The organism is Serratia sp. Je.1.23.a (assembly GCF_051129805.1).
Taxonomy (GTDB): Bacteria; Pseudomonadota; Gammaproteobacteria; order Enterobacterales; family Enterobacteriaceae; genus Serratia; species Serratia liquefaciens.
Genome location: NZ_JBCPSR010000001.1, coordinates 1,368,671 through 1,390,745, shown reverse-complemented (window position 1 = coordinate 1,390,745; position 22,075 = coordinate 1,368,671). Strand labels below are relative to the sequence as shown.

The window sequence follows — 22,075 nt, the reverse complement described above, 5'->3', positions numbered from 1 at the left end:
AACCGGGGTTATTCTTATACATGACCTGCAAAAGCATCAGCCGCAATAAACACGGATGATTTTATCCTCGCTGTCGCCCAGGAAATTCAGGCGGCGCAGGTTGAAGTCCATCGTGACCGCTGAGTTATACGGAATCGCACGTACCTGCGACTCAATTCGTACGCCTTCCAGCGAAGACATCGGTTTACCGACATAATTCTGGTATTGCGCCGCACCACAGGTGTCGCTATCGGCATCCACTGTCGGGTTGGCCGCGCCCTGGTCCGGCGAACTGCTACAAGCACTCAGCGCCAGCAGCGCCGTTAACATCAACGTTTTCCCATAAAACTTCACGCGATTGCTCCTCTCTGGTGGGTCGTTTGTCAGATCTTCTGCGCCAGCGCGCTCGCCGCCGCCATTGCCGCCTCGCGGCTTGCCAACACCCGTTCAACGGTGTCTACCACCGCCTGCGTTTGCGGGTCGATCTCAATATTCACCTTATCACCCAGGCGTTTTTTGCCCAGCGTGGTACGTTCCAGCGTTTCCGGGATCAGATGCACGCAAAAACGGTTATTCACCACTTCACCGATAGTCAGGCTAATTCCGTCAATACCAATAAAACCTTTGTGCAGAACATATTTCATCAGTTCCGCATTCGGCATACGTAACCATACCTGACGATTATTCTCGGAGGTATAAATCTTGGCAACTTCCGCCGTGCAGATAATATGGCCGGACATCAGGTGACCGCCAATCTCATCATTAAACTTGGCCGCCCTTTCGATGTTAACCACATCGCCCAACGCCAGTTCACCAAGGTTGGTCAGGCGCAGCGTTTCTTTGATCAAATCAAAACTGACGCGGTTACCTTCTACCGCCGTGACGGTCAGGCAGCAGCCGTTATGCGCCACAGACGCACCAAGCTCCAATCCAGGCAGCAGCTCGGTAGGCATTTCTATGACGTGGGTACGGAAGTTGGATTTTTCATCAATGGCGACCAGCGGCGCGGTGCCTTGTACGATACCGGTGAACATGTGAGCCTCTTCTTTCTGAAAATGTTTAAAGCGCTTGGGGCAGTTTGCCCCAGTTGGCGAGGAAAACCAAACCCGTGGCGACAAAAAGTCTGTACCTGCGCATTTAATAACTATTTCATCACAGCATTTGCTTAACCTCGCCGAGCGGGTACAATCTTTTTGACAAAATTCCGCTATTTTTAATTGTTGTCCTTTCGCGACGACCCTCCCCTCCATCATAAATAAATAGAAAAGGTGTATGCGTGCAGAAGTACTTCATTGAAGCGCGTAGTTTATTGGCCCTCGCAATCCCGGTAATCATCGCGCAAATATCACAAACCGCAATGGGTGTGGTAGACACCATTATGGCCGGTGCGTACAGCGCCACAGATATGGCGGCGGTTGCCGTCGGTACCTCTATTTGGCTGCCAGCCATTTTGTTCGGGCACGGCCTGTTGTTGGCGTTGACACCGGTTATCGCCCAGCTTAACGGCGCGGGCCGACGAGATCGTATTGCTCATCAGGTGCGTCAGGGCTTCTGGCTGGCGGGGGCGGTCTCGTTGCTGGTGATTATCGTGCTGTATAACAGCAAGTTCGTCATCGACTTGATGCACAATATCGACCCGCAATTGGCGGATAAAGCCGTGGGCTATCTGCACGCCATCATGTGGGGCGCGCCGGGCTATCTGTTCTTCCAGGTACTGCGCGGCCAATGCGAAGGGCTGTCGAAAACCAAGCCGGGCATGGTGATTGGCTTCCTCGGCCTGCTGGTGAATATCCCGATCAACTACATCTTTATCTACGGTAAATTCGGCATGCCGGAATTGGGTGGCGTCGGTTGCGGCGTGGCGACCGGCAGCGTTTACTGGTTTATGTTCCTGGCGATGCGTTGGTACGTGAAGCGCGCCCCGTCGCAGCGCGATATTTTGCCGCACGAAGGCAGCAGCCCGCGGCCCGACTGGCCGGCAATAAAACGCCTGTTCGGCATCGGTCTGCCGGTCGCGCTGGCGCTGTTCTTCGAGGTCACGCTGTTCGCCGTCGTCGCTCTGCTGGTCTCTCCATTGGGCATCGTTTCAGTGGCCGGGCATCAGATTGCCCTTAACTTCAGCGCGCTGATGTTTGTGTTGCCTATGTCGTTGGGCGTCAGCGCGACTATTCGCGTTGGCTACCGGTTGGGTGAAGGCTCGGTCGAAGGCGCGCGGATTGCCGCTTATTCGGCTATCGGGGTCGGTATTCTGATGGCCTGCTGCACCGCGCTGTTTACCGCCACCTTCCGCGAACAAATCGCCCTGCTGTACAACGACAGCCCGGCGGTAGTGGCCATGGCGTCACAGCTGATGCTGTTGGCAGCTATTTACCAGATCTCCGATTCTATTCAGGTAATTGGCAGCGGCGTTTTGCGTGGCTATAAAGATACCCGCTCGATCTTCTTCATCACCTTTATCGCCTATTGGGTGCTGGGTCTGCCGAGCGGGTATCTGTTGGCGTTGACCGACATTGTCGTCCCGGCGATGGGGCCTAGCGGCTTCTGGATTGGGTTTATTATCGGGCTGACCTTCGCCGCCATCATGATGGCCTTGCGTATGCGTTGGCTGCAAAAACAGCCTGCCGCACTGATCCTGCAGCGCTCTACCCGCTAACTATCACCACCGGTCGGTTACGCCGACCGGTGGCTTCAGCAGCATGGATTGCAGAAAAAACCGCCGCACTGCACACAAGCGCAGCAATCGCGTGAAATACCGGATAAAATTACGTTTTTCCCCTTGCCAGCGCGCGGGTAGCTCGTTAATATTCGTCCCCGCTGTCAGCCATGACAGACAGGAAAAGATGCGTCCGTAGCTCAGTTGGTTAGAGCACCACCTTGACATGGTGGGGGTCGGTGGTTCGAGTCCACTCGGACGCACCAAATTCCTAAAGCAGTACAGTGCGTCCGTAGCTCAGTTGGTTAGAGCACCACCTTGACATGGTGGGGGTCGGTGGTTCGAGTCCACTCGGACGCACCAAAATTCTAAAGCAGTGCAGTGCGTCCGTAGCTCAGTTGGTTAGAGCACCACCTTGACATGGTGGGGGTCGGTGGTTCGAGTCCACTCGGACGCACCAAATCATAATATCCGCAGCTCCACCCTTTCGGCCCGACAGTTCCTCAAGCTTTAAAAACTTTGCTCCTGCTCCCGCAAACCACATCAGGTATCATCAAGGCCAATACCCTATCAGGACAGATCCCATGCTGAAATTTACCGCAGAGACTGCGTTTGAAAAACTGGACACCGGCCTTACCCGCAGGCAAGGGGTAATGAGCGACGGCACCAGCGCCACGGAAGTGAAGTTCGACGCAGGAACCTTCGGCCAACTGCAAAAGCGGGCTTACGCTCTGCAGACGCGGGTGGTTTCCGGTGAGTTTGAATTCACCGTCGGCAATGATACTCAGGTGATCGTGGCCGGTGAAACTATCGCCATCCCCGCTAACATTGCCAGCGGCTGCTTCTGCCTGTCGGCCGGTACGCTGCTGGAAATTATCGTATCCGGCTAAAATCGGCCAATGGCATGTTTACACTAAGGTTATTTGCGCAACAAACCGCAGCTGTCAGTTTGCATTTGCGCCACATTTGCTGCTGATTTGCCGGATCCGAGCGTTAGCACCGGTTTTTTATTTTGTTTCCCGCCGCTTAGCCTTTATAATGCGCAACGTCTTTCAGTTGAATGGTTTCAGCCCTTGATCTGCGAAAACGCAATAACAACACATTTTCATCTCATCACGTTGCGCAGCATCCCCGCATCCCGGCGCGGGCTGAATTTTTCCGCCCCATTTCGACTCCGGTCACCTATCCTTAACTATGTTTTGCACCACCAGGCACGACTCAAATCCCTTATCAGTGGCCTGACCGCTGGTTTTATTCGTTTTATTATCCATCACAACTTGTAGAAAACTCCGTCATGAAAAAGACCAAAATTGTTTGTACCATCGGTCCAAAAACCGAATCGGAAGAAATGCTGACCAACCTGCTGAACGCCGGCATGAACGTAATGCGCCTTAACTTCTCCCACGGCGATTACGAAGAGCACGGCAACCGCATCAAGAACATGCGCGCCGTGATGGCGAAAACCGGTCAGAACGCCGGTATCCTGTTGGATACCAAAGGCCCGGAAATCCGCACCATGAAACTGGAAGGCGGCAAAGATGCCTCTCTGGTTGCCGGCCAGACCTTTACTTTCACCACCGATCAGAGCGTTATCGGCAACAACGAACGCGTTGCAGTAACCTACGCCGGTTTTAGCGCAGATCTGAAAATCGGCAACACCGTACTGGTGGACGACGGCCTGATCGGCATGGAAGTCACTAACGTGACCGAAAACGAAGTGGTCTGTAAGGTGCTTAACAGCGGTGACCTGGGCGAAAACAAAGGCGTTAACCTGCCGGGCGTTTCCATCCAGTTGCCGGCATTGGCTGAAAAAGACAAGCGCGACCTGATCTTCGGCTGCGAACAGGGTGTGGACTTTGTTGCCGCTTCCTTTATCCGTAAGCGTTCCGACGTGCTGGAAATTCGTGAGCACCTGAAAGCCCACGGCGGCGAGCAGATCCAGATCATCTCCAAAATCGAAAACCAGGAAGGCCTGAACAACTTCGACGAAATCCTCGAAGCTTCTGACGGCATCATGGTCGCTCGTGGCGATCTGGGCGTAGAAATCCCGGTAGAAGAAGTGATCTTCGCGCAGAAGATGATGATCGAAAAATGTAACCGCGCACGTAAAGTGGTGATCACCGCCACCCAAATGCTCGATTCCATGATCAAGAACCCACGCCCTACCCGCGCAGAAGCCGGCGACGTTGCCAACGCCATTCTGGACGGTACCGACGCAGTGATGCTGTCAGGCGAAAGCGCCAAGGGTAAGTACCCGCTTGAAGCCGTGACCATCATGGCGACCATCTGTGAGCGCACTGACCGCGTGATGCCAAGCCGTATCGACAGCCTGAATGACAACCGTAAGCTGCGTATCACTGAAGCCGTATGCCGTGGCGCCGTTGAAACCGCAGAGAAACTGGATGCGCCACTGATCGTGGTTGCCACCAGCGGCGGCAAATCAGCCAAATCCGTGCGTAAATATTTCCCTAACGCCGTGATCCTGGCGCTGACCACCAATGAAGTCACCGCGCATCAGCTGATTCTGAGCAAAGGCGTGATCCCACAGATGGTCAAGGAAATCGCCTCTACCGACGACTTCTATCGCATCGGTAAAGAAGCGGCGCTGGCCAGTGGTCTGGCACAAAAAGGCGACGTTGTGGTGATGGTTTCCGGTGCTCTGGTTCCGAGCGGCACAACCAATACTGCCTCGGTTCACGTGCTTTAATATAAAACGTGACATAATTATTTTGATGAAAACGCCGCTTAGCGGCGTTTTTTTTAGCACTGGTAAACTGTTTTCTCAAAAACGCAACCGTGGATTGCTCATAATTTAGCTAATTATAAATCGGAGTTGTCCCATGGAATCCAGCTGTTTTCCCTACATTTTTTAACTATTTTTCAAAAGAAGCTGTAAGTTTGAGCGAACGATCAAAATAAAGCACTCCAATACAAAAAAATTATTCTCTTTCGAAAAAAGTTTGTGTAATACTTGTAACGCTACATGGAGATTAACTCAATCTAGAGGGTGTTATAATGAATCGTACTAAACTGGTACTGGGCGCGGTAATCCTGGGTTCCACTCTGCTGGCAGGCTGCTCTAGCAATGCTAAAATCGATCAACTGTCTTCTGACGTTCAGACTCTGAACGCTAAAGTTGACCAGCTGAGCAACGACGTGAACGCAATCCGTTCTGACGTTCAAGCAGCTAAAGACGACGCAGCACGTGCTAACCAGCGCCTGGACAACCAAGCTCACGCTTACAAAAAGTAAGATAGCTTCGGTTATTGAAAACGGCGCACATTGTGCGCCGTTTTTTTTGCCTGTTATTTCCGCATTTCCCCCCCTTCCGTCTTTAGGCGAAAAAAAAGGGCTCAGCACGCTGAACCCATCGGTATTGACCGCTACGGCTACTTTTTAATTCACCGAACTGATAGGTGCACCCTTGAAAGGGCCCTTATTCGCTTCCTGCGAGGCTACAGGCGTTAAACTGACGTCAGAGGGGTTCTGCCCCACGTTAACCAGCACCGGCATGCCAGAGCGGCGTACAACCGCGCTATCGAACACGGCCTTATCGGTCTGTGCATCGCCGACAAAAGCCTTCTCGGCTTTGGACAACGTAATCGGCATGGTCTGCGGATCGTCGCTTTCAACTCTCGACAGCGGTTGATGCACTTCTACGTAACGTTTGCCGTCCGGTTCAACCGAGATTTTCACCGGATCGTTAATGACCTGAACACGGGTACCGCGCGGTACCATGTTGAACAACGCCTCGATATCCGTTGGGCGCAGACGGATACAGCCAGAGCTGACGCGCATGCCGATACCGAAGTTGGCGTTGGTGCCGTGGATCAGATACTCACCGTGCCCCATAGCCAGACGCATAGCGAACAGGCCCATTGGGTTTTCAGGACCGGCCGGCACCACGCCCGGCAGCTTCACGCCTTTCTCCAGATAGCGCTTGCGGATATTGGCGGTCGGCGTCCAGGTCGGGTTCGGGATTTTTTGGCTTACGGAGGTCACCTGCAGCGGAGTGTGCATCCCGGTCTGGCCGATACCGATAGGATAAACGATGACCTTGTTCTCGCCTTTCGGGTAGTAATACAGACGCAATTCGGCCAGGTTGACGACAATCCCCTCACGCTTGGTGTCCGGCAACAGCATTTGGGTCGGGATGGTCAACACCGAACCCGGCTTGGGCAGGAAGGGATCGGTACCCGGGTTGGCCTCAAGCATGCCCAGCAGACCAATTTTATAGTCGGCAGCAATCGCCTCCAGCGGACGCCCATCGTTCGGTACGGTATAGGTGGTGTTCTCGCCAATCAGACGGCTGTCCGGCGGCGGCAGCGGGTATTCGCTCGCGCTGGCGGCTTGCGTGCCGGTCAGTACGGTGGCAAATAGCATGCCCATTAAACTCAACGCACGTTTCATTATCATCCCTATATGCTTATTACGGTTCGGCCACAAGGCTATCTGGCACTTGGTGACCGGTAAATCAGACAAGACCTGATTAATACTAGCAATGCTGACGTCAAAGGCAATAAGTCCTCTAAAAATCAACATGTTATAACGTAATCGCTTTCTCCATTTGTCAGTATAACGTCAAGGGATAAGCTGCTGATATGTCACTGATTTGCGGGGTGAATGGCAGGGTTGGGCGGGTTTTGTAAAGACTCATTGACATAGCAAATATAAGCGCCTTATCAATGAGCCTTAGGAATATCAGAGTTTGGCGGCCTGACTGCGGATTGCGCGGATCATGGCTTCCAGCCCCTGAGAACGGGAAGGCGTCAGGTGCTGACTCAACGCCAGTTCGGCGAAAAACGGCCGCACGTCCAGCTCGACAATCTGCTGCGGCGTCATTTGGTGATAAAGAATAAACACCACCGCCAGCAGCCCTTTGACGATAGCCGCGTCGCTATCCCCGTGAAACTCGACCTGCCCTTGTTCATCGAGCCGCATCACAATCCACACCTGGCTCTGACAACCGGAAATCAGATTGCCCGCCTGACGTTCGCTATCGTCAAGCGCCGGCAGCTTCGCGCCCAGTTCGATGACATACAGGTACTTGTCTTCCCAGTTCAGGCAACGGGAAAAATTACGCACCAACTTTTCTTTATCCGGCAAGTTCGCCATGAGGTTCCTTTCAATAATTCAGGGGCCGGCATGCCGACCCCATGTCACTGGCCACCGGCGCTCAGCCAATAGCGCCAAGCCCGACAGTCTACCCTATCCCAGCAGTTTTTGAATTCGCTGCAACCCGGCCACCAGCCGGTCAACTTCTTCGCGGGTGTTGTACAACGCCAACGAGGCGCGGCACATGCTCGGCACATTATAGAACGCCATCAGCGGCATCGCGCAATGATGTCCGGTGCGAATAGCGATGCCGTACTGATCCAGGAAGCTGCCGACGTCATAGGCATGGTGTTCGCCCAGATTAAAGGCGATCACCCCAGCGCGATCCGCCGGACCATAGATCTTCAGCGTCGGTACCTGCTGCAGCGCTTCGAGCGCATAATGCATCAGCGAATGCTCATAATCTGCAATCGCCTCCAGCCCCAGCGCGTTCACGTAGTCAATCGCCGCCCCCAGTCCCATCATGCCTGCAGTATTGGGGGAACCGGCTTCAAAACGCCACGGTGGCTCGGCATAGGTGGTGCCGAGAGTCAGGCTCACCTGCTGAATCATTGAGCCGCCGCCTTCCCACGGTGGCATTTGCTGCAACAGCGCCTGACGACCGTAGAGAACGCCGATACCGGAAGGCCCATACAGCTTGTGGCCTGAGAACACGTAGAAATCACAATCCAGCGCTTGCACATCAACCCGTTGGTGCATGACCGCCTGCGCACCGTCAATCAGCACTTTCAGACCGGCAGCTTTGGCCTGCGCCGTAATTTCCTGCACCGGATTGACCGTGCCCAACACGTTGGAAACCTGAGTCAACGCCAGCAGTTTGGTGGTGGCATCGATCAATCCAGGCAGCTGCGCCACATCCAACGTACCATCTTGCTGTAGTGGCCAGACGCGCAGATTCAGCCCACGCTCTTGCGCCAGCATCTGCCAGGGCACGATGTTGGCATGGTGCTCCATCTCGGTGATGGTGATGCTGTCACCGGGCTGCAGGAAGTGGCGACCAAAGCTGTTGGCCACCAGATTGATGCCTTCGGTAGTGCCTTTAACAAATACGATCTCTTCCGCCGAGCCGGCATTGATAAACGCCGCCACCTTTTCACGCACCGCTTCCATTTCCTGAGTCGCCTCGGCGCTCATGGTGTGGATGCCGCGATGCACCGCCGCATAACCGTGACGATAAAAATCCAGCTCGCGATCGATTACCGCCTGCGGCTTTTGCGCACTGGCCGCGCTGTCGAGGTAAGCCAGAGGCTGGCCGTTGACCTCACGCGACAGGATCGGGAAATCGCCGCGCACCCGTTCGATGGGAAAACTCATGCGGCCTCCCCCGGCTCCGGCAAGCGCCGTGCAATGCGCGCCAGCACCGATTCACGAATGGTTTCGTTACCGATCCCCTCAGTCAGCTCAGCGGCAAAGGCAAAAATAATCATCTGCTGCGCAGCGTGCTTGTCGATGCCCCGTGATTGCAGATAGAACAGCTGCTCTTCATCGATACGCCCGACGGTGGCGCCATGGCTACACTTCACGTCATCGGCATAGATTTCCAGCTGCGGTTTGGTATCGACCTCAGCCACTTTGCCCAACAGCAGATTGTGGTTGGTCATCTGCCCATCGGTTTTTATCGCGTGCTTGGCCACTTTGATCATGCCATTGAACACGGCCTTGGCGCGGTCGCTAACCACCACTTTGTGCAATTGGCGGCTTTCGCAGTAACCCTTGTTGTGTTCCAGGTAAGTTCGGGTATCGCACACCTCTTTGCCGACCGGCAGCACCAGGCTGTTGATCACCAAATTAGATCCTTCACCGTTAAGCTGCGCGCTGGTGTTGTGGCGCGTCAGGCCCGCACCGAGCAGGAAGCTGTCACTCTTCACCTGCGCGTCGCGGCCAATCACCAAATCGTTATGGGCAAAGTGGTAACTTGGCTGGCTTTCAAACGCCAGTTTGCAGTGATGCAGTTGGGCATTGTCAGCCACATTGGCGGTCAGGCGTGCGCCGGTGAAATGCGCGGCATCATTCAAACTGACGTAGTGCTCAATCACTTCGGCCTGGGCGCTACGCCCAATCTCAAGATGATGACGGTGATGCACGGTGTTCACTTCGCCTGCAGCACCGCGTCCGCTGCTGATATGCAACAGGTACAAAGGGCGTGAAGCGCTTTTACCGGCCGCCACGCGGATAATGCTGTTTTCCTGCGCCAGGCTTTCGGTCAGGTGCAGAAAAATTTCAGGCTGAATGGGCTCAGGCAGCGCCTGTGGCGTGCCGTAGGAGGCAACATCAAACTGATAATCGCCCAGTTCGCCATCGCTCAGCGCCGCACTGAAACGACCGTCGATAAACACTAACCGATATGCATCGATAGCCAACGCCAGTGCATCCACCTGAGCCGTGGTCACCTGCTCTACAGGCGGCTCCAGGAACTGCTGCTCCAGCAGGCCTTCCAGCGGCGTGTATTTCCAGTTCTCATGCTTGCGGGTCGGCCAGCCCAGGCGTAAAGCCTGCTGCCAGTGCGCCAGCGCATGCGCGGAATGCTCGCCGCCGCGCTCTTCGAACAGGCTATAAAGCTGCTGCAGCGCGCGTGAGTTATTGTTCGTCGGTAAGCCAGCCATAGCCCTGCTCCTCCAACTGTTTCACCAGGGAGAAGTCGCCGGATTTGACGATGCGCCCCTGGGAAAGAACATGAACGTAATCCGGTTTGATGTAATCCAGAATACGCTGGTAGTGCGTGACGATAATGAACGATCGCTTGCCGTCGCGCAGCGAGTTAACGCCGTTGGCGACGATCTTCAGCGCATCGATATCCAAACCGGAGTCGGTTTCATCCAGAATGCATAGATCCGGCTCCAACGCCGCCATCTGCAGAATATCATTACGCTTTTTCTCCCCACCGGAGAAACCGACGTTGACCGAACGGGTCAGCAGATCGGGCGGCATGTTCAGCAGTTCAATCTTCTCTTCGATAAAATCAGCGAAATCGAAGCGATCGAGCGCCTCCTGCTGGCGGTATTTTCGCACCGCATTCACGGACGTCTGCAGGAAGAAATGGTTGCTGACGCCGGGAATTTCCACCGGATACTGGAACGCCAGAAACACGCCTTCGCCGGCACGGTCTTCCGGATCCAACTCGAGCAGGTCCTTACCTTTAAAGGTCACTTCGCCCTCAGTGACTTCATACTCTTCGCGCCCTGCGAGGGTCGCCGAAAGCGTGCTTTTGCCCGAGCCGTTCGGCCCCATGATGGCATGCACTTCACCGGGTTTGATCTCCAGGTCCAGACCCTTGAGGATCTCGTTGCCTTCCGCGCTGACTTTTAAATTCTTGATACTTAACATGCAGTGTCCTTAGGTCGCGCTTTCGCGCTGTAAATCCGGCGATTAGCCCACGCTGTGTTCCAGGCTGATGGCCAATAACTTCTGCGCCTCGACGGCGAACTCCAGCGGCAGCTCAGAGAACACGTCCTTACAGAATCCGTTGACGATCATCGAAATGGCATTGTCTTCACTGATGCCACGTTGCAGGCAGTAGAACAGTTGGTCATCGCCAATTTTTGAGGTGGTGGCTTCATGCTCCAGCTGCGCGCTGTTGTTACGCGCCTCAACATAAGGGAACGTATGGGCGCCACTGTCCGGCCCGATCAGCATCGAGTCGCACTGGGTAAAGTTACGGGCGTTTTCCGCCCCCGGCAGGATCTTCACCAGGCCGCGATAGGTGTTCTCGCTGTGCCCGGCAGAGATGCCTTTAGCAATGATGGTCGAACGGGTGTTCTTGCCGATGTGGATCATCTTGGTGCCGGTGTCCGCCTGCTGATGGCCGCTGGTCAGCGCCACAGAGAAGAATTCACCGATAGAGTTGTCGCCCTGCAGGATCACGCTCGGGTATTTCCAGGTGATGGCCGAGCCGGTTTCCGACTGGGTCCAGGACATTTTCGACCCGGCGCCTTCGCACAGTGCGCGCTTGGTGACAAAGTTCAGGATCCCGCCCTTGCTGTCACCGCCGGAGAACCAGTTCTGTACGGTCGAGTATTTCACTTCGGCGTCTTTATGCAGGATCACTTCCACCACCGCCGCATGCAGCTGATAGCTGTCGCGTACCGGAGCCGAGCAGCCTTCGATGTAGCTGACATAGCTGCCTTCGTCGGCGATCAGGATGGTGCGTTCGAACTGCCCGGTTTTGGCGGCGTTAATACGGAAATAGGTCGACAGTTCCATGGGGCAACGTACGCCCTTCGGCACATAGACGAAGGTACCGTCAGAGGCCACCGCGGCGTTCAGGGCGGCGAAGAAGTTGTCGTTTGAGGGTACGACGCGGCCGAGGTATTTGCGTACCAGATCCGGGTATTCGTGGATCGCCTCGCCGAAAGAACAGAAAATCACCCCGCTCTCGGCCAACTTCTCGCGATAGGTGGTGGAGACCGAGACGGAGTCAAAGATCGCGTCCACCGCCACTTCACTGCCTTCTCGCACCGGCACGCCGAGCTGGTTAAACGCCAGTTCAACCTCGCTGGTCAGGTAATTGTTGTCCGTGACCGCGCCGGGCTGCTGTTCTGCGCCGGGCTGCGAGCCACAGGCGTCATCACAACTGCCGCAGGATGGCGCCGAATAATAGCTGTAGTCCTGGTAATTCAGCCGGTCATAGTTGGCTTTCAGCCAGTGTGGCTCTTCCATTTGCAGCCAGGCACGGTAAGCCTCCAGGCGGAACTCCAGCATCCACTCAGGTTCGTTACGCTTGGCCGAGATGGCGCGCACCACGTCTTCGTTGATGCCTTTCGCTAACTCGTCGGTAGCCAGTTGGGTAAAAAAGCCTTCTTTATAGCGACCTTCGCTGACCCAAGCCTGCACTTCATTAGGCATTTCTACATTGCTTCGTGTCATGTTGATTGCATCGCTCAAACGCCAAAACTCTCGCCGCACCCGCAGGCATGCTGAGCTTTAGGGTTATTAAATTTGAATATCTGATTCAGCCCTTCACGGACAAAATCCACCGTGGTGCCATCGATAAACGGCATGGCTTTTAACGGCACATACAGTTTGGCGCCATCGCGCTCAAACAGCAGGTCGTCGTCAGCGGGTTCACGGGTGAGATCCAGCACATAGGCAAACCCGGCGCAGCCTGACTGCTTCACTCCGAGCTGTAGCCCCTTCACCTGCGGATCCTGCTGCATTAATTTAGTAATTTGTTGTACGGCATTATCACTGAGCAAAATGCCTTGCCAGACATTTTCGTCCAGAGAAAAGGTGCCGACATTTTCCGTTTGCATATGGCCTACCTCACACTCGTGTTTTTCCACAGCCAATCTGGGTTGCTACTATGTTAGTGATAACAATTATCACTTCAACCGTTTGTTTTGCGGGGGTATCCGCCAAAAACCCGGATTTTCGTTTCGGCATGCGGCAAGCGCGCGGGACAGTCAGCGACACAATCGCTGCAGGTCGGCAAGGGGATCAATTTATCCCTATGAATTTACAGCACATCCTGTACTACCTTCGCGCTTGCCTATTGGCTCGAACGCTTTACAGATCCGGATTTTTATTTTGCTTTAAACATTCATAGAAAATACCTATTTCTGAATTTTGTCTGTCTTAAAAATGCGTTTATCGACAATAAGGGACTTTTCCCACTCTTTCGCGCTTCACTGCAGGCAGACAATTCGCACGCTCTATGACTAAAGTTTAGTCGTTACTGACCATATTGGGTCGCCACGCGCTCAATGCACCCCCCTGCCGCGATAAAAATTTCAACAGAATGATTGATCGTAAACGCTCCTGTAAATATGATAATGATTATCATTCAATTACAAATTGAGCGCGGGCAAATGAATATCTCGATGAATGCGTGGCTGCTGGGCAAAATTGATGACTATAAGTTCAGCGTGCGTGACGCTACGGTAGATTTCTACATGGCAGAAGCGTCGCTCAAGCGGCCGGAATGCAATATCAACCACCTGAAACGCTACAACAACGTCAGCCTCAACATGGCCAATCTGTGCCTGGAAAACGGCGATGATGAAAGCTATCTGCACGCGTTGAGCAAGCTGCATAATCGGCTGATCGTGGAAATCAACAATCCGCAGCGCTGCCAGCTGTTTCGGGTTCAGAGCTACCATTTTGCCCGCCATACCCTGACCCTGATCTGCCAGAAATACGCGATGGAAGGCACCTGGGAGAAAGCCAACGCCTTCCAGAAGGACTTCGTCAAGCGGGTGCCGTTTCAGCTGTAACCCCGCCGACTGACAAGAAACCCGCAAGCCGGAATGCCTGCGGGGGAAAGAAACTTAATCGATCACTGCGGTGGTTAAACGCGAAGTGCAGCAAAGGCGGTCGCGCGAATCGAAGATTTCAATCTGCCACACCTGATGCCGACGGCCAACATGCAGTGCGCGACAAACCCCGCGTACCTGGCCTTCAAACACCGCTCGCAGGTGGTTGGCATTGATCTCCAGCCCTACTACTTTCTGATCGCCCTCGCTGCACAGGTAACCAGCCATCGATCCCATTGACTCCGCCAGCACCACCGAGGCCCCACCGTGCAACAAACCAAACGGCTGCCGCGTACGGTGATCCACAGGCATGGTAGCCTCAAGGTAATCCTCTTCCATTCGGGTAAACTGGATCCCCACATAGCTGACCATACAGCCTTCACCGGCCTGGTTTAATTGTTCCAGCGTCGTTTCTCGTTTCCACAGTTTCACTCAATCATCTCCAGAAGTGCCTGTAATGGGTGCCGTACACCGTTACCCTCAATGCGTTTGACCTGGCTGCGACAGGAGTAACCGGTCGCCAGACAACGTTGCCGCGGCAAACGTTGCAATGCCTGGTGCCATGATAGCTCATAAATGCCGAGCGAATTCTGCAGGTTCTTCACTTCATGCCCGTAAGTACCCGCCATGCCGCAGCAGCCTACGCTGACATTTTCCAGCCTGGCGCCGAAGCGAGCAAAGATCGACGTCCAGTGCTGACCGCTGGCCGGTAAGGCGGTGGTTTCAGTACAGTGACCGAACAGATACCAGGCCTCACCGGTAGCAGGCTGTTCAGCCCGCTCGGCCAGCAGTTGCTGCAACCATTCGTGTACCAGTTGCACCTGGAAGTCCCCGCGGGTTTCCCCCAGGATCTCGTTATATTCATCGCGATAACACAGCACCAGCGCCGGATCGACCCCCACCAGCGGCATGCCGAGTTTTGCCACCCGATTGAGGAAGTCGGCGGTTTTGCGCGCAGTACGAGCAAAGCGCGTCAGGAATCCTTTGATATGTTGGGCCTTGCCATTCGGAGAAAACGGCAGCAGCACCGGCCGGTAGCCGAGCTTTTCCACCAGCCGTACAAAGTCCGCCACCACTTTGGCATCGTAATAGCTGGTGAAGGGATCCTGCACGATCAAAACGTGCTGCTCACGCTGTTCGGCATTCAGCGCTTCCAGCTGTTCCAGCGTCATGGTCGTGGCACCATGGCCGGAAAGCTGTTGACGCAGCGTAGGGCTGGAGAGCATCGGCAAATCAACCATGCCGACAGTATTGCGGCTTAGCTCACGCACCCAGGGCTGACGGAAGAAGAAGTTGAACACCTTGGGCGCTTTCGCCATCAGCGGCGTATAGCTCTCTACCCCGGCTACCATATAGTCACGCGCCGGCCGCAGATAACGCGTGTGGTAAAGCTGCAGGAAACGCGAACGGAAGCCCGGCACGTCAATCTTGATCGGGCATTGGGTAGAACAGGCTTTGCAGGCCAGACAGCCGGACATCGCCTCTTTCACCTCGTGCGAGAAATCATATTCGCCTTTGCCGGCGTACCAGCTGTTACGGGTTTTCTCGATCAGCGTTCGGAAACTGAGCCGCTGCTGTGGCAGCTGTTTTTCCAACGCCACGGGATCGACGCCCTGCTCGGACAACAGACGCAGCCATTCACGCACCAGCGCGGCCCGGCCTTTTGGCGAATGGATACGATTGCCGGTGATTTTCATCGACGGGCACATCGGGCTACGCACGTCAAAGTTGAAGCACAGACCATTGCCGTTACACTCCATCGCCCCCCGGAATGAAGTACGTACCTCGACAGGAATGCGGCGATCGAGGGTACCGCGCTTGACGGCGTCCACTTTCATCATTGGTGCTTCGACGCCCAACGGCGAGCAAATTTTGCCGGGGTTGAGGCGGTTGTTCGGATCGAATGCGGCTTTGATGCGACGCAGTTCCAGATACAGCTGCTCGCCGAAAAACTCCGGGCTGTATTCGGCGCGGAAACCTTTACCGTGTTCACCCCACAGCAAGCCGCCGTATTTGGCGGTCAGTGCCACCACCTGATCGGAGAGCTGTTTCATCAGCACTTCCTGCTGGGGATCGCACATGTCTAACGCGGGACGCACATGCAGCACGCCGGCATCGACGTGACCGAACATGCCGTAGCTGAGGTTGTGGCTATCCAGCAACTGACGGAATTCGACGATGTAATCGGCCAGATGCTGAGGCGGCACGCAGGTGTCTTCGGCAAAGGGAATCGGTTTGGCCCGCCCTTTGGCGTTACCCAATAACCCGACCGCCTTTTTGCGCATGTTATAAATGCGCTCGATGCCCACCAAATCACCACAGATCTGATAGCCAATCACGCCGCCCTGCCTCTCGGAGATCAGTTCGTCCAATCGCAGGCACAGACTCTCCATCTGCTGGTCGATCAGGGCCTGGTCGTCACCGGCAAATTCGACGATGTTCAGGCCCAGCATCTCTTTATCCGGCACGTTGGTGATCAGTTCGCTCACCGAATGCCAGACGATATCCTCACGCGCCAGGTTCAACACCTTGGAATCGATGGTTTCTACCGACAACGCCTTGGCTTCAACCATAAAGGGCGCATTACGCAGCGCGGAATCAAAGGAGTCGTATTTAACGTTCACCAGGCGGCGCACCTTCGGCAGCGGCGTAATGTCCAACCGCGCTTCGGTAATAAAGGCCAGAGTTCCTTCGGCGCCGGTCAGGATACGCGTCAAATCGAAGGTTTGCAGATCGTCGCTAAACACGTGCCGCAGATCGTAGCCGGTCAGGAAGCGGTTTAGCTTGGGGAATTTCTCCAGGATCAGCGCGCGTTGGTCACGGCAACTGTTGAGTACCGTTCGGTAAATCTGCCCCTCAAGGGTTTCCTCACAGGCAATCGTTTCCGCCAGTGGCGTCGGCATGGCGCGAGTGTCGATCATGTCGCCGCCCAGCAAAACCGCCCGCAGGCCCAGTACGTGATCGGAGGTTTTACCGTACACCAGCGACCCCTGGCCGGAAGCGTCGGTATTGATCATGCCGCCCAGCGTGGCACGGTTACTGGTGGAAAGCTCCGGCGAGAAAAAATAACCCAAGGGCCGCAAGTACTGGTTAAGCTGGTCTTTGATCACCCCAGCCTCCACCTTGACCCACCCCTGCTCGACGTTGATGTCCAGAATACGGTTCATGTGGCGCGACATGTCCACCACGATGCCGCTGTTAAGCGACTGTCCGTTGGTGCCGGTTCCGCCGCCGCGGGGGCTAAAGGTCAGCGCGTTGAAACGCTCTTCAGCCGCCAGGCGTGCAATCAGCGCCACGTCTGCGGTGGAGCGGGGAAACACTACCGCGTCGGGCAGCAACTGATAGATACTGTTGTCGGTCGCCATCGTCAGCCGGTCGGCGTAACTGGTGGCAATATCGCCATTGAATCCGTTTTGCTTTAAGGCTTCCAAAAAGTCGAGCACCCGTTGAACGAGGCCGGGTGCCTGAGAAATCTGTGGGATCATTCGCTTTTTGACCCTGTCTGTCTATTTTTTATGCGCTTATGCACGCTGAATCAGGCCTTTATTCAGACCCACCCTACTTTTTATTAGGCATAAAAACTAACATACTCGTTTAGTGAAGGCATGCACATTATTAGGTCGTCAGACGACGCGCAATAAAAGGTGCGGCGCATGATGAAAAGTGACGAAAATGCACCATGCTTAATCTAAACAAAGGAATTAACTTACCAGGATGAGAACCCATTCATGACAATCCCCCAGTCCCGATACGATTTGCCACGGATTATTTTTGGCGTGCTGTTTATCGCCATTATGATCGTCGCCTGTTTTTGGGTCATTCAACCGTTCATTCTCGGCTTCGCCTGGGCCGGCATGGTGGTTATCGCCACCTGGCCGCTGCTGATCAAGCTGCAAAAAATACTTTGGGGCCGCCGCTCGCTGGCCGTGTTGGTCATGACGTTGCTGTTGATCCTGCTGTTCATCCTGCCGATTTCTCTGCTGGTCAGCAGCGTGGTAGACAACAGCGCGCCCGTGGTTGCCTGGGCCAGTACCCCCGGCAAGCTGCATATTCCCGATCTGGCGTGGCTGCAATCGATCCCGATGATCGGCGATAAGATTTATAACAGCTACCATACGCTGGTAAGTGCCGGCGGCACCGCCCTGGTGGCGAAAGTGCAACCCTACTTCGGCCAAACCGCCACCTGGTTTGTGGCGCAGGCGGCGCATATTGGTCGCCTGTTGTTACATTGCACGCTGATGCTTTTGTTTAGCGTATTGCTCTATGCCCGTGGTGAGCAGGTTGCCCTGGGCATTCGCCACTTCGCAACGCGTCTTGGCGCCGAACGAGGCGATGCTGCCGTCGTGCTGGGTGGTCAGGCAATCCGTGCGGTGGCTTTGGGCGTGGTGGTGACGGCGCTGGTACAATCGGTATTGGGCGGTATTGGCCTGGCGGTGACTGGCATTCCAGCCGCCACCCTGCTGACGGTGCTGATCTTTATCTGCTGTGTCGCGCAATTGGGGCCGCTGTTGGTGCTGGTGCCGGCTATTATCTGGCTGTACTGGAGCGGTGATACCACCTGGGGCACCGTGCTGCTGGTCTGGAGCTGCGTGGTGGCTACGCTGGATAACGTATTGAGGCCTGTGCTGATCCGCATGGGTGCCGATCTGCCGATGCTGCTGATCTTGTCCGGTGTTATCGGCGGCCTATTGGCTTTCGGCATGATTGGCCTGTTTATCGGCCCTGTGGTACTGGCGGTGTCTTATCGCTTGCTCACCGCCTGGATGAACGAAGCGCCGGAACCGACGACCGATCTGGAAGAAGTCGCCAAAGACCTGGAACAGATGTAATCCGGATCTCTGCCCGGCTCCCCGGGCAGAATCCTTTCTTTATCCATATCCATTCTCATTGACTTCAATCCGTCGCGGCGATAATTAATAAAGTCCCTCTGAATGCCGGGCTAACGTGCATTAATTAAACATACCGAATGAATACATCTTTTTAGCCTGAAGATAAAATTGAGCAAGGTTTAAAATAAATGGGAACCTGGATCTTGATTAGGATGATTCTTAATGACTAATTTCGTTTAAATATCTAGTATTATTGCCATCTATTGCTTCAAACATCTGATTTAAAGCAAGATTTCCAAACAATGTAATGCCATACATGTGAATTGCTGTGTGTAGTCTTTGCCCGTCTCCTATGATGGGCTTTTTTTTATTCTTTTTTTGGCCAGGGTTAATGCCGAAATCCATTCTATTTACATTCGGAAATAATAAAGCCGTAACCTGAGCTACGGCTTTAGAGTTAATGCGGAATCTTATGTCGAAGAATTACTTTTTCTTCGACAGATTGACCCAGGTTTGCACCACGGTATCCGGGTTGAGCGACAGGCTGTCAATGCCCTGCTCCATCAACCACTCGGCGAAGTCCTCATGATCGGAAGGGCCCTGCCCGCAAATACCGACGTATTTGCCATGGCGTTTAGCCGCTTGAATCGCCATCGACAGCAGCGCTTTAACCGCCTCGTTACGCTCGTCAAACAGTTCAGACACCACGCCCGAATCGCGATCCAGGCCCAGCGTCAGCTGGGTCATGTCGTTGGAGCCGATAGAGAAGCCATCGAAGTGTTCCAGGAACTGATCGGCCAGCAGGGCATTGGACGGAATTTCGCACATCATGATCACTTTCAGGCCGTTTTCGCCACGCTTCAGACCCTGGCGCGCCAATTCGGCGACCACCGCTTCCGCCTGCGCTACGGTACGCACGAAAGGCACCATGATTTCGACGTTGGTCAGGCCCATTTCATTACGCACGCGTTTTACCGCGTCGCATTCCATCGCGAAGCAATCGCGGAAGCTGTCGGCGACGTAACGGCCAGCGCCACGGAAGCCCAACATCGGGTTCTCTTCATGCGGCTCGTATTTCTCACCGCCCACCAGGTTGGCATATTCATTGGATTTGAAGTCAGACAGGCGCACAATCACTCGCTTCGGCCAGAATGCCGCCCCCAGCGTGGCAATCCCTTCCGTCAGGCGGCCCACATAGAACTCGACCGGATGGTCGTAGCCTTGCATCAGCGCCTTGATTTCCTGCTGCAGTTCTGGAGTCTGTTGATCAAACTCCAGCAACGCCCTCGGATGCACGCCAATCATGCGGTTGATGATAAATTCCAGCCGGGCCAGGCCCACGCCTTCGTTCGGCAAGCGCGCAAAGTCAAAGGCGCGGTCGGGGTTACCGACGTTCATCATGATTTTCAGCGGCAGCGACGGCAGCTCGGTCACTTCGGAACTTTGCACGCTGAAGTCGAGCATATCGCTGTACACAAAGCCGGTATCGCCTTCCGCACAAGAGACGGTGACCTTCTGGCCGGCCTTCAGCAGATCGGTAGCGTTACCGCAGCCGACCACGGCAGGAATGCCGAGCTCGCGCGCGATGATCGCCGCGTGGCAGGTACGGCCGCCACGGTTGGTGACGATTGCCGCGGCCTTTTTCATGATCGGTTCCCAGTCCGGGTCGGTCATGTCCGTCACCAGCACGTCGCCTGGCTCGATCAGGTCCATTTCGCTGATATTATGGATGACTTTTACCGGGCCTGCGCCAATGCGGTGGCCGATGGCGCGCCCTTCCACCAGCACCGGGCTGCTGCCGTTAAGCTGGTAACGCTCCATCGTCTGTTCGTTGGAACGCACGGTTTCCGGACGGGCCTGAACAATCAGCAGCTTGCCGGTATGGCCGTCTTTGGCCCACTCGATATCCATCGGACGACCGTAGTGTTTTTCGATCAGCAGTGCCTGATGCGCCAGGCCCTGTACTTCTTCGTCGGTCAGAGAGAAACGATTGCGTTGCTGCTCTGGCACGTCTTCAATTTGTACCTGCTTGCCGTGATCCTGCGAAGGTGCGTACACCATGCGGATTTTCTTCGACCCGAGGTTACGACGCACGATAGCCGGCTTGCCTTTCAGCAGCGTCGGTTTATGCACGTAGAATTCGTCAGGGTTTACCGCGCCCTGCACCACCATTTCACCCAAGCCGAAGGCGGAAGTGATAAACACCACCTGGTCAAAACCGGATTCGGTATCGATGGTGAACATCACGCCTGAAGACGCCAGGTCAGAGCGAACCATGCGCTGCACGCCGGCCGACAAAGCCACGCCGCGGTGATCGTAACCCTGATGCACGCGGTAAGAGATGGCACGGTCGTTAAACAATGAGGCATATACGTGCTTGATCGCCACCATTACGGCGTCGATGCCCTGCACGTTGAGGAAGGTTTCCTGCTGGCCGGCAAAGGAAGCGTCCGGCATGTCTTCTGCGGTGGCGGAAGAACGCACGGCAAAAGAGGCTTCCGGCTCGCCGTCGGCCAGTTGCTGGTAAGCCAGGTTTATTTCGCGCTCGAACTCTGCATGGAACGGCGTGTCGATGATCCATTGACGGATTTGCGCGCCGGCCTTGGTCAGTTGGGCAATGTCGTCAACGTCAGTTTGATCCAGTAACTGATAGATGCGCTGGTTAACACCGCTTTGCTCGAGGAAATCGTTAAACGCCTGCGCGGTGGTGGCAAAACCGTTTGGCACGGCTACGCCCAAATCGGAAAGATTGGTGATCATTTCACCGAGGGAGGCATTTTTGCCGCCGACACGGTCAACGTCGTGCATGCCGAGCTGGTTGTACCAAAGCACATTACGCAAGTCTGGGCCATTGTTGGACATCGAGACAATCCTTATTGCTATCAGTAGGGTATAGACGGATTTAATTCGCTTGCTTTCTCAGCGCCGCTAAAACGGTGCCGAATCAGACTAGCACAATGATCCATAGGAAATGGAAAGGTGAATCGATCAACCCGGCGAAGAAAATGGATTTTAGGAAAACTTCCTGAAATGAAAAATGAGGATGGAATCGTTCCCTGTCGCACTAATAGCTTAAATCTCAACAAATTAAGTAATTTTTAAACTTGATTTTTAAAAACCATATTATTACTAATGACTTTGGCGAAAATAACATCGTTCTGTAGAACCATTCTTCAAGAAAAAGAAATCCCTGCTTTTCATAAAATTTAAAATAGCGTTTCAATCAATAACGCTTCGACGAAAGCTTATTC

Annotated in this window: 18 protein-coding genes, 3 tRNA genes and 1 other RNA gene; 10 read left to right on the top strand and 12 right to left on the bottom strand. The window is 54.6% G+C overall.

Features of this window, described 5'->3' with window-relative positions; all coding sequences use genetic code 11:
• Positions 1–36: 36 nt before the first annotated feature.
• Both AAZT04_RS06735 and AAZT04_RS06730 read right to left on the bottom strand, forming a co-directional pair.
• Positions 37–333, bottom strand: coding sequence for an I78 family peptidase inhibitor (locus AAZT04_RS06735; RefSeq protein ID WP_020826665.1), 297 nt, complete (start codon positions 331–333; stop codon positions 37–39).
• 29 nt (positions 334–362) lie between these two features.
• On the bottom strand, positions 363–1,013 hold the full coding sequence (locus tag AAZT04_RS06730) for a riboflavin synthase (RefSeq protein ID WP_020826664.1): 651 nt from the start codon (positions 1,011–1,013) through the stop codon (positions 363–365).
• A 242-nt stretch (positions 1,014–1,255) separates the two neighbouring features.
• Between AAZT04_RS06730 and AAZT04_RS06725 the strand changes: the two genes are divergently transcribed.
• From AAZT04_RS06725 to AAZT04_RS06695, 7 genes are all read left to right on the top strand, one after another.
• A complete protein-coding gene (locus AAZT04_RS06725; protein ID WP_046373698.1) occupies positions 1,256–2,632 on the top strand; it encodes an MATE family efflux transporter in 1,377 nt (458 codons plus the stop codon).
• 189 nt (positions 2,633–2,821) lie between these two features.
• Positions 2,822–2,898: transfer RNA gene (locus AAZT04_RS06720), tRNA-Val, on the top strand.
• Between the two features lie 20 nt (positions 2,899–2,918).
• Positions 2,919–2,995: transfer RNA gene (locus tag AAZT04_RS06715), tRNA-Val, on the top strand.
• A 20-nt stretch (positions 2,996–3,015) separates the two neighbouring features.
• Positions 3,016–3,092 (top strand) — tRNA-Val (locus AAZT04_RS06710).
• 124 nt (positions 3,093–3,216) lie between these two features.
• Positions 3,217–3,522, top strand: a complete 306-nt coding sequence (locus AAZT04_RS06705; protein WP_020826662.1) for a cupin — start codon at positions 3,217–3,219, stop codon at positions 3,520–3,522.
• 404 nt (positions 3,523–3,926) lie between these two features.
• Positions 3,927–5,339, top strand: a complete 1,413-nt coding sequence (gene pykF, locus AAZT04_RS06700; RefSeq protein ID WP_020826661.1) for a pyruvate kinase PykF — start codon at positions 3,927–3,929, stop codon at positions 5,337–5,339.
• Between the two features lie 308 nt (positions 5,340–5,647).
• On the top strand, positions 5,648–5,884 hold the full coding sequence (locus AAZT04_RS06695) for a major outer membrane lipoprotein (RefSeq protein WP_004943717.1): 237 nt from the start codon (positions 5,648–5,650) through the stop codon (positions 5,882–5,884).
• Between the two features lie 144 nt (positions 5,885–6,028).
• Here AAZT04_RS06695 and AAZT04_RS06690 read toward each other — a convergent pair whose 3' ends face one another.
• The 7 genes from AAZT04_RS06690 to sufA all read right to left on the bottom strand — a co-directional run bounded on the left by AAZT04_RS06690 (position 6,029) and on the right by sufA (position 12,996).
• A complete protein-coding gene (locus tag AAZT04_RS06690) occupies positions 6,029–7,042 on the bottom strand; it encodes a L,D-transpeptidase family protein (RefSeq protein ID WP_020826660.1) in 1,014 nt (337 codons plus the stop codon).
• A gap of 291 nt (positions 7,043–7,333) precedes the next feature.
• Entirely contained in the window at positions 7,334–7,747 is a 414-nt protein-coding gene (gene sufE, locus AAZT04_RS06685; RefSeq protein ID WP_020826659.1) for a cysteine desulfuration protein SufE, read from the bottom strand.
• 93 nt (positions 7,748–7,840) lie between these two features.
• Positions 7,841–9,061: a cysteine desulfurase SufS gene (gene sufS, locus AAZT04_RS06680; RefSeq protein WP_434679366.1), complete on the bottom strand. Its 1,221-nt coding sequence runs from the start codon at positions 9,059–9,061 to the stop codon at positions 7,841–7,843.
• Positions 9,058–10,350 (bottom strand): Fe-S cluster assembly protein SufD, encoded by a 1,293-nt coding sequence (sufD, locus tag AAZT04_RS06675; RefSeq protein ID WP_048762685.1) that lies wholly within the window; start codon positions 10,348–10,350, stop codon positions 9,058–9,060. Before sufD ends, sufS begins: the two co-directional genes overlap by 4 nt.
• On the bottom strand, positions 10,325–11,071 hold the full coding sequence (gene sufC / locus AAZT04_RS06670) for a Fe-S cluster assembly ATPase SufC (RefSeq protein ID WP_020826656.1): 747 nt from the start codon (positions 11,069–11,071) through the stop codon (positions 10,325–10,327). Before sufC ends, sufD begins: the two co-directional genes overlap by 26 nt.
• A gap of 42 nt (positions 11,072–11,113) precedes the next feature.
• Complete coding sequence (gene sufB / locus AAZT04_RS06665) at positions 11,114–12,610, bottom strand: Fe-S cluster assembly protein SufB (protein WP_041414521.1); 1,497 nt, start codon at positions 12,608–12,610, stop codon at positions 11,114–11,116.
• A gap of 14 nt (positions 12,611–12,624) precedes the next feature.
• Positions 12,625–12,996, bottom strand: a complete 372-nt coding sequence (gene sufA, locus AAZT04_RS06660) for a Fe-S cluster assembly scaffold SufA (RefSeq protein WP_020826654.1) — start codon at positions 12,994–12,996, stop codon at positions 12,625–12,627.
• A gap of 555 nt (positions 12,997–13,551) precedes the next feature.
• On the opposite strand from sufA, the gene AAZT04_RS06655 reads away from it, so the two are divergent.
• Positions 13,552–13,956, top strand: coding sequence for a hypothetical protein (locus tag AAZT04_RS06655; protein WP_041415357.1), 405 nt, complete (start codon positions 13,552–13,554; stop codon positions 13,954–13,956).
• Positions 13,957–14,010: 54 nt separating this feature from the next.
• On the opposite strand, the gene menI is transcribed toward AAZT04_RS06655, so the two are convergent.
• Both menI and ydiJ read right to left on the bottom strand, forming a co-directional pair.
• Positions 14,011–14,427 (bottom strand): 1,4-dihydroxy-2-naphthoyl-CoA hydrolase, encoded by a 417-nt coding sequence (gene menI, locus AAZT04_RS06650; protein ID WP_116690585.1) that lies wholly within the window; start codon positions 14,425–14,427, stop codon positions 14,011–14,013.
• Positions 14,424–17,480, bottom strand: a complete 3,057-nt coding sequence (gene ydiJ / locus AAZT04_RS06645) for a D-2-hydroxyglutarate dehydrogenase YdiJ (RefSeq protein ID WP_434679362.1) — start codon at positions 17,478–17,480, stop codon at positions 14,424–14,426. Before ydiJ ends, menI begins: the two co-directional genes overlap by 4 nt.
• Positions 17,481–17,723: 243 nt before the next feature.
• On the opposite strand from ydiJ, the gene ydiK reads away from it, so the two are divergent.
• Both ydiK and rprA read left to right on the top strand, forming a co-directional pair.
• The gene (gene ydiK / locus AAZT04_RS06640; protein WP_020826650.1) at positions 17,724–18,824 is read left to right on the top strand and encodes an AI-2E family transporter YdiK; all 1,101 of its coding nucleotides are present in this window, start codon (positions 17,724–17,726) and stop codon (positions 18,822–18,824) included.
• Between the two features lie 260 nt (positions 18,825–19,084).
• Positions 19,085–19,195: antisense sRNA RprA (gene rprA, locus AAZT04_RS06635), an RNA gene on the top strand.
• Between the two features lie 112 nt (positions 19,196–19,307).
• On the opposite strand, the gene ppsA is transcribed toward rprA, so the two are convergent.
• Entirely contained in the window at positions 19,308–21,686 is a 2,379-nt protein-coding gene (ppsA, locus tag AAZT04_RS06630) for a phosphoenolpyruvate synthase (protein WP_020826648.1), read from the bottom strand.
• Between the last annotated feature and the right edge of the window lie 389 nt (positions 21,687–22,075).

What these genes read in the sequence shown, in the direction of transcription:
- sufS (WP_434679366.1), bottom strand. Translation starts at nt 9,061, where the DNA reads ATGAGTTTTCCCATCGAACGGGTGCGCGGCGATTTCCCGATCCTGTCG.
- ydiJ (WP_434679362.1), bottom strand. Translation starts at nt 17,480, where the DNA reads ATGATCCCACAGATTTCTCAGGCACCCGGCCTCGTTCAACGGGTGCTC.
- AAZT04_RS06730 (WP_020826664.1), bottom strand. Translation starts at nt 1,013, where the DNA reads ATGTTCACCGGTATCGTACAAGGCACCGCGCCGCTGGTCGCCATTGAT.
- sufE (WP_020826659.1), bottom strand. Translation starts at nt 7,747, where the DNA reads ATGGCGAACTTGCCGGATAAAGAAAAGTTGGTGCGTAATTTTTCCCGT.
- AAZT04_RS06655 (WP_041415357.1), top strand. Translation starts at nt 13,552, where the DNA reads ATGAATATCTCGATGAATGCGTGGCTGCTGGGCAAAATTGATGACTAT.
- pykF (WP_020826661.1), top strand. Translation starts at nt 3,927, where the DNA reads ATGAAAAAGACCAAAATTGTTTGTACCATCGGTCCAAAAACCGAATCG.
- AAZT04_RS06690 (WP_020826660.1), bottom strand. Translation starts at nt 7,042, where the DNA reads ATGAAACGTGCGTTGAGTTTAATGGGCATGCTATTTGCCACCGTACTG.
- AAZT04_RS06705 (WP_020826662.1), top strand. Translation starts at nt 3,217, where the DNA reads ATGCTGAAATTTACCGCAGAGACTGCGTTTGAAAAACTGGACACCGGC.
- ppsA (WP_020826648.1), bottom strand. Translation starts at nt 21,686, where the DNA reads ATGTCCAACAATGGCCCAGACTTGCGTAATGTGCTTTGGTACAACCAG.
- sufA (WP_020826654.1), bottom strand. Translation starts at nt 12,996, where the DNA reads ATGCAAACGGAAAATGTCGGCACCTTTTCTCTGGACGAAAATGTCTGG.
- sufD (WP_048762685.1), bottom strand. Translation starts at nt 10,350, where the DNA reads ATGGCTGGCTTACCGACGAACAATAACTCACGCGCGCTGCAGCAGCTT.
- sufB (WP_041414521.1), bottom strand. Translation starts at nt 12,610, where the DNA reads ATGACACGAAGCAATGTAGAAATGCCTAATGAAGTGCAGGCTTGGGTC.
- AAZT04_RS06695 (WP_004943717.1), top strand. Translation starts at nt 5,648, where the DNA reads ATGAATCGTACTAAACTGGTACTGGGCGCGGTAATCCTGGGTTCCACT.
- ydiK (WP_020826650.1), top strand. Translation starts at nt 17,724, where the DNA reads ATGACAATCCCCCAGTCCCGATACGATTTGCCACGGATTATTTTTGGC.
- sufC (WP_020826656.1), bottom strand. Translation starts at nt 11,071, where the DNA reads ATGTTAAGTATCAAGAATTTAAAAGTCAGCGCGGAAGGCAACGAGATC.